13 protein-coding genes are annotated in these 12,453 nt (G+C 61.8%); 4 read left to right on the plus strand and 9 right to left on the minus strand.

Annotated features, from left to right (window positions below; all coding sequences use genetic code 11):
- Nucleotides 1-645, minus strand: coding sequence for a cAMP-activated global transcriptional regulator CRP (crp, locus tag ACN6NG_RS02085; protein WP_063424426.1), 645 nt, complete (start codon nucleotides 643-645; stop codon nucleotides 1-3).
- Nucleotides 646-834: 189 nt separating this feature from the next.
- Here crp and ACN6NG_RS02090 point away from each other — a divergent pair, with 189 nt between their 5' ends.
- Nucleotides 835-1,257, plus strand: a complete 423-nt coding sequence (locus ACN6NG_RS02090) for an OsmC family protein (RefSeq protein ID WP_004376171.1) — start codon at nucleotides 835-837, stop codon at nucleotides 1,255-1,257.
- A 137-nt stretch (nucleotides 1,258-1,394) separates the two neighbouring features.
- Here ACN6NG_RS02090 and ACN6NG_RS02095 read toward each other — a convergent pair whose 3' ends face one another.
- From ACN6NG_RS02095 to hemJ, 6 genes are all read right to left on the minus strand, one after another.
- A complete protein-coding gene (locus ACN6NG_RS02095; RefSeq protein ID WP_353456135.1) occupies nucleotides 1,395-2,435 on the minus strand; it encodes a DUF2157 domain-containing protein in 1,041 nt (346 codons plus the stop codon).
- 10 nt (nucleotides 2,436-2,445) lie between these two features.
- Nucleotides 2,446-3,093, minus strand: a complete 648-nt coding sequence (coq7, locus tag ACN6NG_RS02100; protein ID WP_016497729.1) for a 2-polyprenyl-3-methyl-6-methoxy-1,4-benzoquinone monooxygenase — start codon at nucleotides 3,091-3,093, stop codon at nucleotides 2,446-2,448.
- A gap of 65 nt (nucleotides 3,094-3,158) precedes the next feature.
- Entirely contained in the window at nucleotides 3,159-3,497 is a 339-nt protein-coding gene (locus tag ACN6NG_RS02105; protein ID WP_016484636.1) for a histidine triad nucleotide-binding protein, read from the minus strand.
- Nucleotides 3,498-3,560: 63 nt separating this feature from the next.
- On the minus strand, nucleotides 3,561-4,343 hold the full coding sequence (locus tag ACN6NG_RS02110) for an SDR family NAD(P)-dependent oxidoreductase (RefSeq protein WP_063424430.1): 783 nt from the start codon (nucleotides 4,341-4,343) through the stop codon (nucleotides 3,561-3,563).
- Between the two features lie 67 nt (nucleotides 4,344-4,410).
- Nucleotides 4,411-5,367, minus strand: coding sequence for an NAD(P)H-dependent flavin oxidoreductase (locus ACN6NG_RS02115; protein WP_353456134.1), 957 nt, complete (start codon nucleotides 5,365-5,367; stop codon nucleotides 4,411-4,413).
- A gap of 28 nt (nucleotides 5,368-5,395) precedes the next feature.
- On the minus strand, nucleotides 5,396-5,821 hold the full coding sequence (gene hemJ / locus ACN6NG_RS02120) for a protoporphyrinogen oxidase HemJ (RefSeq protein ID WP_049275156.1): 426 nt from the start codon (nucleotides 5,819-5,821) through the stop codon (nucleotides 5,396-5,398).
- A 142-nt stretch (nucleotides 5,822-5,963) separates the two neighbouring features.
- On the opposite strand from hemJ, the gene argC reads away from it, so the two are divergent.
- On the plus strand, nucleotides 5,964-6,998 hold the full coding sequence (argC, locus tag ACN6NG_RS02125) for an N-acetyl-gamma-glutamyl-phosphate reductase (protein ID WP_019472953.1): 1,035 nt from the start codon (nucleotides 5,964-5,966) through the stop codon (nucleotides 6,996-6,998).
- A 146-nt stretch (nucleotides 6,999-7,144) separates the two neighbouring features.
- The gene (erpA, locus tag ACN6NG_RS02130; protein ID WP_016497734.1) at nucleotides 7,145-7,495 is read left to right on the plus strand and encodes an iron-sulfur cluster insertion protein ErpA; all 351 of its coding nucleotides are present in this window, start codon (nucleotides 7,145-7,147) and stop codon (nucleotides 7,493-7,495) included.
- A gap of 59 nt (nucleotides 7,496-7,554) precedes the next feature.
- Here the strand turns inward: erpA and ACN6NG_RS02135 are convergent, their stop codons facing one another.
- Together ACN6NG_RS02135 and ACN6NG_RS02140 are read right to left on the minus strand one after the other, a co-directional pair.
- Nucleotides 7,555-8,646, minus strand: a complete 1,092-nt coding sequence (locus ACN6NG_RS02135; protein ID WP_063424434.1) for an anhydro-N-acetylmuramic acid kinase — start codon at nucleotides 8,644-8,646, stop codon at nucleotides 7,555-7,557.
- 4 nt (nucleotides 8,647-8,650) lie between these two features.
- Nucleotides 8,651-10,072 carry a peptidoglycan DD-metalloendopeptidase family protein gene (locus ACN6NG_RS02140; RefSeq protein ID WP_063424436.1) on the minus strand — a complete coding sequence of 474 codons (1,422 nt, stop codon included), beginning with the start codon at nucleotides 10,070-10,072 and terminating at the stop codon, nucleotides 8,651-8,653.
- 213 nt (nucleotides 10,073-10,285) lie between these two features.
- Here ACN6NG_RS02140 and tyrS point away from each other — a divergent pair, with 213 nt between their 5' ends.
- The gene (gene tyrS, locus ACN6NG_RS02145; protein WP_474312851.1) at nucleotides 10,286-11,485 is read left to right on the plus strand and encodes a tyrosine--tRNA ligase; all 1,200 of its coding nucleotides are present in this window, start codon (nucleotides 10,286-10,288) and stop codon (nucleotides 11,483-11,485) included.
- Nucleotides 11,486-12,453 lie beyond the last annotated feature (968 nt).

The raw sequence follows: 12,453 nt of genomic DNA on the forward strand, positions 1-12,453 counted from the left end.
CTAACGGGTACCGTAGACCACCATGGTCTTGCCCTTGACCTGCACCAGGCTGCGTTCTTCAAGGTCCTTGAGGACGCGGCCGACCATTTCCCGTGAGCAACCGACGATTCGGCCGATTTCCTGACGGGTGATCTTGATCTGCATGCCGTCGGGGTGGGTCATGGCATCGGGTTGCTTGCACAATTCCAGCAGGCAACGGGCAACCCGCCCGGTGACGTCGAAAAATGCCAGGTCACCGACCTTGCGCGTGGTGTTACGCAGGCGCTGGGCCATCTGGCTGCCCAGGGCATAGAGGATTTCCGGGTCCTGGCGCGCCAGTTCGCGGAACTTCTCGTAGCTGATCTCGGCAACTTCGCACTCAGTCTTGGCTCGCACCCAGGCACTGCGCTGCTGTTCGCCGCCAACCGGCTCGAACAACCCCAGCTCGCCAAAGAAATCGCCATTGTTGAGATAGGCAATGATCATTTCACGGCCGTCGTCGTCTTCGATGAGGATGGTGACCGAACCCTTGATGATGAATGACAGTGTCTCGGCCCGGTCGCCGGCGCAGATGATGTTGCTCTTGGCGGTATAACGGCGGCGCTGGCAGTGTACCAGCAGCTTGTCGATGTTCTTGATCTTGGCGGGTAGGGCGGAGGCAACCATCACGAAATCCTGTTCGATACGACCCGTAGGCTTTTTATAAGGCTGTCTGGCGCAAGCGCCATTCATTTGGCGCCAGCTTATCAGACGTCACCGGATGTTTCGGTACTAAACCGACACGTCTCGTGCTTTTCCCACAGCCGCACAAGGTCTAAGCTGACAGCCTTTTCCGAATATCAGGAGTCCGGGTAGATGAAGGCACGTATCCAGTGGGCCGGTGAGGCCATGTTCCTCGGCGAATCGGGGAGTGGTCATGTCGTCGTGATGGACGGCCCGCCCGAGGCAGGCGGCCGCAACCTGGGTGTGCGTCCGATGGAAATGTTGCTGTTGGGCCTGGGTGGCTGCAGCAGCTTTGACGTGGTGAGCATTCTGAAGAAATCGCGCCAGGCGGTGGAAAGCTGCGAGGCGTTTCTGGAAGCCGAGCGCGCCAGCGAGGACCCGAAGGTGTTCACCAAGATTCACATGAACTTCGTGGTGAAAGGCCGTGGTCTGAAAGAAGCACAGGTCAAGCGGGCGGTGGAGCTGTCGGCAGAGAAGTATTGCTCGGCTTCGATCATGCTCGAACGTGCGGGGGTTGAGATTACCCACGGGTATGAAATCGTAGAGCTCGGTTAACGCAACGGTTTTGGGGCTGCTTCGCAGCCCATCGCCGGCAAGCCAGCTCCCACAGGTATATCGCCCGATTCTAGGTCAGCGCAGTACGTTTGGGAGCTGGCTTGTCGGCGATGGGCCGCAAAGCGGCCCCGGCAATATCAGCTCCGAAGCGCAGGCAGTGCAGCTTGCACCCACCCTGGCAGCCATCCCCGCATTACTTGGCTCAACCGCTCCCGCCGCTTCTGGTAAACCAGCCCCAGCCAGATAACCCCCAGCCCGATCAAGGTCACCACCACCGGGAACAGCAGCGACTGGGCAAACACCTCGTACGACAGGTACCCCAGGTAAGCCGCCACCCCCAGCCCACCAAACACCATGAACACCGGCCGGCGCAGCAGCACTGCCATGCCCATCAGCACGATGTTGATCAGGCAGTACAGGGCCTTGCCCAACTCACTGCCACTGTCCACCAGCGTCAGCCCGCCCCAGAATGCCGCCAGCCCGGCCAGGTAGCCCCAGCGGGCATAGTCCTCTCGCGTGCGGCCGTCTACAACAACGAACACCACCAGCAAAGCCAACCCGAACCACAGCGAAACCTCGCGGCGCTGCTCCCAGCTGAACGGCGAGCCGAAGAACCATTCGCTCAGGTCCATCGACATGAACCACAAGGCCACGGCTATCGGCATCACGACGAACGGGTAGGGGATCAGCCGCAGCATCAGCAGCCCGGCAAGCACCGTGGCCGCTTCCATCGCCAGCCAGCCGCCCTGCACGTAGGTGTAGTACTGGTGATAGTTGGCTTGCGCGTCGTCCAGTGGCCACCAGCCCACCAGGCGTTCGATGGCGAACACTGCCAGTGGCACGATGCTGACCGCGACGGCCGCCAGCACCCCGGCAGCAACAGGCTGGGCGCGGCGTTGCAGATGCAGGGCGAACAAGGTGAGCAGCAGGATATAGAGGCTGGCGATGACCAGCAGAGCGCCGTCGCCAATGCTCATCCAGGCTTCGGTGAGCAACCAGCCCATGGCTGCCATGATCAGCATGGCGCCGAAGTAGAAGGCGACATGGGCCAGCTGGAAGCTGCCCCGTTGGGCGGGTTGCTGGCGCAGGAATACCAGCAGGGCCTGGTCCTGGCCCGGCTGGAGAATGCCGGCTTGCACGGCGCGCGCCAGGTCCTTGGCGTCGAATCGATCCGTCATGGCGATGCCTTCAGATGCGGTAGGTGCTCTTGGTCATGACCTTGGCCAGCAAGCTCATGCCAAAGCGGACCGGTGCCGGGAAGCGATAACCACCGGCTTCCAGTGCAGACTCGGCATGCTGCTCTTCATCGATGCGCATCTGCTCGAGAATGGCCCGGGACTTTTCGTCTTCGTGCGGGATCTGCTCCAGGTGCTCGTCGAGGTGCTTGCACACCTGGTGTTCGGTGGCGGCGACGAAGCCCAGGCTGACCTTGTCGCTGACCAGGCCGGCGAGTGCGCCGATGCCGAACGACATGCCATAGAACAGGGGGTTGAGCACGCTTGGGTGGCTGTTCAGCTGGCGAATGCGCTGTTCGCACCAGGCCAGGTGGTCCACTTCTTCCTCGGCAGCATGCTCCATGGCCTTGCGTACCTGGGGCAGTTTGGCGGTCAGCGCCTGGCCCTGGTACAGCGCCTGGGCACACACTTCACCGGTGTGGTTGATACGCATAAGCCCGGCGATGTGGCGGGTCTGCTGATCGTCCAGGTCCGCGTCCGGCTGGACTATGGCCGGCGATGGCCGGGCGGGTTGGCCGCTGAAGGGCAGCAAGGTGCGCATGGCGGTATCGGCCTGCAGCAACAAGCGGTCGAGCGGCGAGTAGTGACGTTCGGTAGCCATCGGGCACCTCCGCAAGAATGTGCCCGACAGTTTACCGCAATAGCGGCGGGGTCGCTTGCCGTGGATCAGCCCGGTGGCCAGTTCATCTGGCGCTGGCCAAGCACGTGCATATGGATGTGATAGACGGTCTGGCCGCCTTTCGGGTTGCAGTTCATGACCACGCGGAAACCTTCCTCGCAGCCTTGCTCGACAGCCAGGCGCTGGGCGGTAAACAGGATGTGGCCAGCCAGGGCCTTGTCTTCTTCGGTCAGGTCATTGAGCGTGCGGATGTGTTTTTTCGGGATGACCAGAAAATGTACCGGTGCCGCGGGTGCAATGTCCTTGAAGGCCAGGACCTGGTCGTCTTCGTAGATGATATCCGCCGGGATTTCCCGGTTGATGATTTTGAGGAATAGATCGTCCACAGCACTTGCTCCATGGTGAGGGTCGGGCCGAGTGTACTCAGCCGAGCGCCGCTCGCCCAGTGGCTATTCCATGCCGGCCGGGCAATAGCGGCGGTGGATGGCGCCGGCCAGTTTGCACACCAGCCAGCGCGGCAGCAGGCGCGGGGCGAATGCCAGCCAGCGGTTGCGCCGGCCGGGCAGGATCAGCGCGCGGTTCTTGTCCAGCGCACGTACTGTGTACAGCGCGATTTCCTCGGGGCTGAGGCAGCGGGGTTTGCCGTCGAGCCGGGCAATGCGCCGGCGCGGGGAGCGTACCGGCCCGGGGCACAGCACCGAGACCTTGATGCCGGCACGCTTGAGCTCTTCGCGCAGCGCCTGGGAAAAGCTCAGCACGTACGCCTTGCTGGCGGCATAGGCCGCCATCCACGGGCCGGGTGCCACCCCGGCCAGGCCGGCGACGTTGAGGATCTGCCCGCCACCCTGCACGGCCATCAGGTTGCCGATGGCATGGCACAGGCGGCTCAAGGCCAGAACGTTGACTTCCAGCAGGTCCTGTTCGTCGGCCCACTCATGGGCCAGGAACGGCCCGTAGGTGCGCAAGCCGGCGCAGTTGACCAGCAGGTCGATACGCCGTTCGCCTTCTTCCAGTTCCAGCACGAAGCCCGACAGGCGCAGCGGCTGGCTGAGGTCGCAGGCGCGGAACAGCACCTCGACACCAAAGCGCTGGGTCAGCTCGATGGCCACGGGTTCCAGCGTTTCACGCTGACGTGCCACCAGGATCAGGTTGCGCCCGCGCCGTGCCAGCGCTTCCGCCAGGGCCAGGCCCAGGCCGCAGGAAGCACCAGTGATCATGGCGTAACGGGTCATGCAAGGCTCCTGGGGGCGAAAGAGGGCGCCTAGTGTACAGCTTGGCCGGGCAAGGTGTTGCGTTTTGCTACAAGGTGCGGGCGCGCAGAATCTGGCAGCGCTCCAGGGCTTCCCGGTACTCACTGTGGAGCCGTTCGATCAATGCACTGGCACTGGGCAGGTCATGGATTTCGCCGACGCCCTGGCCCGCCGACCATACGGTCTTCCAGGCTTTGGCTTCGTCGTCGATAGGTTTGAGCTTGCCTTGCTCGTGGCCGCCTTTGAGGGCGTTCATGTCGTAGCCAGCCTGCTCCAGGCTCGAACGCAGGAAGCTTGCAGGGATGCCGGACACTGCCGGGGTGTGAATGATGTCGGCGGCGTGGGCATCGAGCAGCATCTGCTTGTAGGCATCCTGAGCCTGGCTTTCTGTAGTAGCGATAAACCGTGTGCCCATGTAGGCCAGGTCGGCGCCCAGCAATTGTGCGGCGAGGATTTCGTGGCCGTGGTTGAGACAGCCGGCCAGCAGCAGGGTCTTGTCGAAGAACTGGCGAATCTCTGCGGCCAAGGCGAACGGGCTCCAGGTGCCTGCATGGCCGCCTGCGCCAGCAGCGACAGCGATCAGCCCGTCGACACCCGCGTCGGCGGCTTTCTCTGCATGGCGGCGGGTGGTGACGTCGTGGAACACCAGGCCGCCGTAGCCATGCACGGCATCGACCACTTCCTTGACCGCCCCCAGGCTGGTGATGACGATCGGCACACGGTGTTCCACGCACAAGGCCAGGTCGGCCTGCAGGCGTGGGTTGGTCGGGTGCACGATCAGGTTGACTGCATGGGGGGCTGGCGCCTGCAATTGCGCCAGGCCTGCCTCGATCTCCTCCAGCCAGGCCTTGAAGCCGGCGCTGTCGCGCTGGTTAAGGGCCGGAAAACTGCCGACCACGCCGCTGGCGCAGCATGCCAGCACCAGTGTGGGGTTGGAGATCAGGAACATCGGCGCCGCAACCACAGGCAGGCGCAGGCGTTGTTCGAGCGAGGCAGGTAGCGACATGGCAAGGCTCCTTGAACGGGTGGCTATGTCAGAACGGTTTGACCACCACAAGAATTACGATGCCCAGCAGGAACAGCACGGGCACTTCGTTGAACCACCGGTAGTAGACGTGGCTGCGGGTGTTGTTGCCGCTGGCGAAGCGTTTGCGTTGGGCACCGCACATGTGATGGTAGCCGGTCAGCAGGATGACCAGGGTCAGCTTGGCATGCAGCCAGCCCTGGCTGAGCCAGCCGGGGGTGAGGTAAAGCATCCACGCGCCGAACACGTAGGTGGCGATCATTGCCGGGTTCATGATGCCGCGGTACAGCTTGCGTTCCATGGTGACGAAGCGGTCCTTGCTGATGCTGTCCTCGCTCTGGGCGTGGTAGACGAACAGCCGCGGCAGGTAGAACAGGCCGGCGAACCAGCAGACCACGCTGACGATATGCAGCGCTTTGATCCATAGGTAAAGCATGGAGGGAGTTCCTTCAGGTATTCACGGTCGTCAGATAGTAGTGGTCAAGCGCCCGAAGGGTCACCCGAAGAGTTGTTACAGGCGCTTCGCGCCCCTATTATCGTGCGCTTTCCAGACGGCTCGTTGATAAGGGGCAAGCGTTATGATCAAGGTCGGTATCGTCGGCGGCACGGGTTACACCGGCGTCGAACTGTTGCGTCTGCTGGCACAGCATCCACAGGCCGAAGTGGCGGTCATCACTTCGCGCTCCGAGGCGGGCGTGGCGGTGGCGGACATGTACCCGAACCTGCGCGGCCACTATGACGGGCTGGCGTTCAGCGTGCCGGACAGCAAGGCCCTGGCCGCCTGCGATGTGGTGTTCTTCGCCACTCCGCACGGTGTTGCCCATGCCCTGGCTGGCGAACTGCTGGCGGCCGGTACCAAGGTGATCGACCTGTCGGCCGACTTCCGCCTGCAGGATGCTACCGAGTGGGGCAAGTGGTATGGCCAGCCGCACGGCGCGCCAGAACTGCTCAAGGACGCGGTATATGGCCTGCCTGAAGTCAACCGCGAGAAGATTCGCCAGGCGCGCCTGATCGCCGTGCCGGGTTGCTACCCGACCGCCACCCAGCTGGGCTTCTTGCCCCTGCTGGAAGCGGGCCTGGCCGACCCGTCGCGCCTGATTGCCGACTGCAAGTCGGGTGTCAGTGGCGCTGGTCGTGGTGCTGCAGTCGGTTCGCTGTTCTGCGAGGCCGGCGAAAGCATGAAGGCCTATGCGGTCAAGGGCCATCGTCACCTGCCGGAGATCAGCCAGGGCCTGCGCCTGGCCGCTGGCAAGGACATCGGCCTGACCTTCGTGCCGCACTTGACGCCAATGATCCGTGGCATCCACGCCACCCTGTACGCTAACGTGGTCGACACCTCGGTCGACCTGCAGGCGCTGTTCGAAAAGCGCTACGCCGACGAACCGTTCGTCGATGTGATGCCAGCGGGCAGCCACCCGGAAACCCGCAGTGTGCGCGGCGCCAACGTCTGCCGCATTGCCGTTCATCGCCCGCAGGGTGGTGACCTGGTGGTGGTGCTGTCGGTGATCGACAACCTGGTCAAGGGCGCGTCGGGCCAGGCGGTACAGAACCTGAACATCCTGTTTGGTCTGGATGAGCGCATGGGCCTTTCCCACGCGGGCTTGTTGCCGTAAGCAAGCCGCTATCGAAATGGCCCGCCTGGTGCGGGCCATTTTGTTTGTCGCGACTAAAGCCGCACAATTGTTGACCGATTTTCTCGGGAAAGCGGATAATGCGCGTCATCGAGTTTTAAGGCGGCAACTGCGCCGGGAGAGTCAACATGAGTGTCGAAACCTTCACCCCTACCGGTCTGGAATTCACCCATGGGGCAGCCCAGAAAGTGAAGAACCTGGTCGATGAGGAAGGCAATGAGCGTCTGAAGCTGCGGGTGTTCGTGACCGGTGGTGGTTGCTCGGGCTTCCAGTACGGCTTCACTTTCGATGAGGATGTGGCCGAAGACGACACCATCGTCGAGCGCGAAGGCGTGGCGCTGGTGGTCGACCCGATGAGCTTCCAGTATCTGGCTGGTGCCGAGGTGGACTACCAGGAAGGCCTGGAGGGTTCGCGCTTTGTGATCAAGAACCCGAACGCTGCCACTACGTGCGGTTGCGGTTCCTCGTTCTCGATCTGAAGTCTGGCCTTACGAAAACGCCGCGCAATTGCGCGGCGTTTTGCTTTCTGGCGTAGCGGTTATGCCGGGTAGATTGCGCCCAGTACCCGCAGGCCTTTGGCCGCTGTCACGCTTGGGCGGTTGGCACAGATGCCTTCCAGGCAGCAGTGAGCCAGCCAGGCAAAGGCCATGGCCTCTACCCAGTCAGGGTCTACGCCATGGGCGCCGGTGCTGGCGACACGGGCCTCGGGTAGCAGTTGGCCGAGGCGGGCCATCAGGGCGCCGTTACGCGCGCCACCACCACACACCAGCAACGCCTTGGTGCCTTGCTGGGCATTCCTCAGCGAGTCGATGATGCTGCGAGCGGTAAGCTCCAGCAGCGTCGCCTGGACATCCTCGTCCTGGTAAGTGGGCAGGCCCGCCAGGTGACCATCCAGCCAAGGCAGGTTGAACACCTCGCGGCCTGTACTTTTCGGGCCGCTGCCAGCGAAGAACGGGTCGGCCAGCAATACACCGAGCAAGCCCGGCTGCACCACGCCCGAGGCCGCCCAGGCACCATCGGCATCGTAGGCCTGGCCGCGCTTGCGCTCTATCCAGGCATCCAGCAGCACGTTACCCGGGCCGCAATCGAAACCGTGGACCGGCTTGTCCTGCTCGATCAGGCTGAGGTTGCTGAAACCGCCAACGTTCAGGACTGCCAGGCGCTGGCCCAGGTGGCCGAACAGGGTTTCGTGGAAGGCCGGTACCAAGGGCGCACCTTGGCCACCAGCAGCCACATCGCGCCGGCGGAAGTCGGCAACCACGCTGATGCCGGTAAGCTCGGCGAGCAACGCCGGGTTGCCGATCTGCACGGTAAAACCGCGTGCGGGTTCGTGGCGGATGGTCTGGCCGTGGCTGCCGATAGCGCGGATGGCATCGGCCTGCAGACCCTGACGGGCCAGCAGTTCACGGATACCTTCGGCTGCCAGGCTGGCCCAGCGGTTTTCTGCCAGCGCCGCGCGCGCGATCTCGTCAGCGCCGCTGCTGCACAGGGCAAGCATGTCCTGACGCAAGTCGCCGGGCATGGGCAGGTAATGGGTGGCGAGCAGTTCAAGCTGCTCGCCTTGTTTGATCAAGGCGATGTCCAGGCCATCGAGGCTGGTGCCGGACATCACCCCCAGGTAGAGCGCCATGGGCTTAGCGCTTGTTCGCTGCGAGCAGGGTGGCTTTTTCCTGATCCATACGGGCGATCAGGGGTTGGCTCTGCTGCTGGAAGCGCTGGCGCTCGTTTTTGGCGATCGGGTCGGCCATCGGCACTTTCTGGCTGAGTGGATCGACGTGCACACCGTTGACCTGGAACTCGTAGTGCAGGTGCGGGCCGGTGGACAGGCCGGTGGTGCCGATGTAGCCGATGATCTGGCCCTGCTTCACTGAGCTGCCAGTCTTGATGCCCTTGGCAAAGCCTTGCATGTGACCGTACAGCGTCTTGTAGCGGTTGCCGTGCTGGATGATCACGGTGTTGCCGTAACCGCCACGGCGCCCGGCCAGTTCGATGCGGCCGTCACCGGCTGCCTTGATCGGCGTACCGCGCGGGGCGGCGTAGTCGACGCCTTTGTGGGCGCGGATCTTGTTCAGGATCGGGTGCTTGCGGCCGGCGGAAAAGCGCGAGCTGATGCGGGCGAAGTCCACTGGAGTACGGATGAAGGCCTTGCGCAGGCTGTTGCCGTCGGCGGTGTAGTAGGTGGTGTTGCCCTGCTTGTTGGTGTAGCGCACGGCGGTGTAGGTCTTGCCGCGGTTGGTGAAGCGGGCAGACAGTATGTTGCCGGTGCCGACCACCTTGCCGTCCATCACCTTCTGCTCGTAGACCACGTCGAACTCGTCGCCCGGGCGGATATCCTGGGCGAAGTCGATGTCGTAACCCAGCACCCGGGCCATGTCCATGGTCATGCTGTGGGACAGGCCGGCGCGCTGGGCCGAGGCCGACAGCGAGCTCTTGATCACGCCGTGGGCGTAGGCGGTACGCACCACCGGTTTGCTGATTTCACGGTTGAAGGTGTAGCCCTTGGCGGACTTGGTCAGGCGAATGGTTTCGAGGTTGCTGACCTTGCTGTGCAGGCTGGCCAGTTGGCCATCCTTGTCGAGTTCGAACTGCAGCACCTGGCCGTGCTTGAGCTGGCTGAACTGCTTGGCCTGCTTGTTACTGGCCAGCAGATCGTGCACCGCATTGCTCGGCAGGCCGACCTTGGCGAACAGGGTGGACAGGGTGTCGCCACGGGCCACGGTGACCTCGCGATGGCCAGGCTCCTTGGCGGCTTCGGCGACAGGCTCGGCGGCAGGGGCTGATTGCTCGGCCTTCTGGGTCTCGGGGGTAGCCTCTTCGATCTGGGCGAATGGCGAGCCTTGCTCGCCTTCGGCCTGCACCAAGGGCGCAGCGCGAGATTCGTCTTTCAGCTGCTCGGCAGGGCTCTCCAGCTCGAGGTTGAGGGTAGTTTTTTTGGCTTCCACTTCGCTGGACGGAAATACCAGCAGAGCCAGACTGAGCAGGGCGGCAATGCCGCTGGCGGCCAACAGATGGCTTTTCGGATAAAGCGGGGGCGCTTTAGGCGGTTCGTTGGTCATGGGTAAGGTGACTTTGAAAAAAGTGAAATGGAAAAGATGAATGACATGATGAAGATGAAATAACTGTATAAAATATAACCAAATCCATTTTCACGCAAGGGCGCGTAGACGCCGCAAGCCCGTGCCCGGGTCACATTCCGTTGCGAAACTTGTATTTGACGGCCGATCTTGTATGGTTGGCTCCCCCTGAATCTGAGCCTTGCGGGTTTGTCTATGAAGTCGGTTGAAGAGCAGCTGGCGCTTATTAAGCGCGGCGCGGAAGAAGTACTGGTCGAGTCGGAACTGGTGGAGAAGCTCAAGCGCGGCCAGCCTCTGCGCATCAAGGCCGGCTTTGACCCGACTGCGCCTGACCTGCACCTGGGTCACACGGTGCTGATCAACAAGCTGCGTCAGTTCCAGGAGCTGGGCCACCAGGTCATCTTCCTGATCGGTGACTTCACCGGCATGATCGGTGACCCCAGCGGCAAGAGCGCCACGCGCCCACGGCTGACCCGTGAGCAAGTGCTGGACAACGCCGAGACCTATAAGCAGCAGGTGTTCAAGATTCTCGACCCGGCCAAGACCGAGGTTGCGTTCAACTCCACCTGGATGGACAAGCTGACCCCGGCCGACTTCATTCGCCTGGCGTCGCAGTACACCGTGGCGCGCATGCTTGAGCGCGACGACTTCGACAAGCGCTACACCACCAACCAGCCGATTGCCATCCACGAGTTCCTCTACCCGCTGGTGCAGGGTTATGACTCGGTGGCGCTGAAGGCGGACGTCGAGTTGGGTGGTACCGATCAGAAGTTCAACCTGCTGATGGGGCGCGAGTTGCAGCGCGCCTATGGTCAGGAAGCGCAGAACATCGTGACCATGCCGTTGCTCGAAGGGCTCGACGGCGTGAAGAAGATGTCCAAGTCGCTGGGCAACTATGTAGGCATCCAGGAAGCGCCGGGGGTGATGTACAGCAAGCTGGTCTCGATCCCGGATACCTTGATGTGGCGTTACTTCGAACTGCTGAGCTTCCGTTCGATGGAAGAGATCGAGCAGTTCCGTGCCGACGTCGTCAAAGGTGCCAACCCGCGCGACATCAAGATCAAGCTGGCCGAAGAGGTCGTTGCGCGCTTCCATGGTGAAGAGGCTGCGGCCAACGCTCACCGTGGTGCAGGTAACCGCATGAAAGAAGGCGAGTTGCCGGAAGACCTGCCGGAAGTCGAAGTGGCTGCAGCGGAAGACTTGCCAATTGCGGCCGTGTTGAACCGGGCTGGCCTGGTGAAGAACTCGGCTCAGGCGCGGGACCTGTTGAGTGGCGGTGCTGTTAAGGTCGACGGTGCGGTAGTTGATCGTGACTTCGTGTTTGCGCTGGGTGCGACCCATGTGTGCCAGGCGGGCAAGAAGTCGTTTGCGCGGGTTACCCTCAAGGCTGAGTGAGTGCTTGCAGGTGTAGCTATATAGAAGCGGGGAGGCCGAAAGGCCTCCCCGCTTTGTTTTTGGGGGTGTTCGCCTTGGGCATTCAGCAGTGTTCGCCTTGGGGCTTTCAGCGCCTATGAGATCGAGCGCCGTCCGCGCGGCGCATCGCCGGCAAGCCAGCTCCTACATTTGTTTCGGGCCAGTTCAGCCTGTGCCATTGGCGCGCGACCCCTTGTGTGTTCCATTCGATATCGAAGGTTGCGCCGCCGCTTCTCTGCAACCTCCAGCCATACACCCAGGGGGGGCGCGCGCCAATGGCTCAGGAATTATTGGCCCGAAACAAATGTAGGAGCTGGCTTGCCGGCGATGCGCCGCGCGGGCGGCGCTCGATCTCACAGGCGCTGAATGTGTTGTGGCGGACACCTGGTGGCCTTGATACGGCCTTCGCCAGGAATATTCCAAATAACTGAAATTAAAGGTTGACGCCCTTCCGAATCCCCTTATAATGCGCCCCACTTCCAGCGACATCGGAACGACAAACTCCTTGAGATTCAATGAGTTAAGTAGTTAAGGTGATGCTGAAAGGGCTACGATCGAAAGATCGCAAGCGGTTGAAATGGTGGTTGACAGCGCTTCTAAACGCTGTATGATTCACCTCCCGCTACGAGAGATCGCAGCGAGTTAAGTGTTTGAAGCTAAACGAGTTTCTCGCAAAAAACTTCAAAATAAACGCTTGACAGGCTCTGAGGAAAGCGTAGAATGCGCGCCTCGGTTGAGACGAAAAGCTCTTAACCAAACGCTCTTTAACAAATTGAATCAAGCAATTCGTGTGGGTGCTTGTGAGTACGGACTGATAGTCAAAAAGATTATCAGCATCACAAGTGACCATGCGAGAAATCACATAGTCATTTGAGATTGCTGAGCCAAGTTTAGGGTTTCTTAAAAACCCAAGCAGTATTGAACTGAAGAGTTTGATCATGGCTCAGATT

It is taken from the genome of Pseudomonas sp. TSO6 (assembly GCF_056098905.1).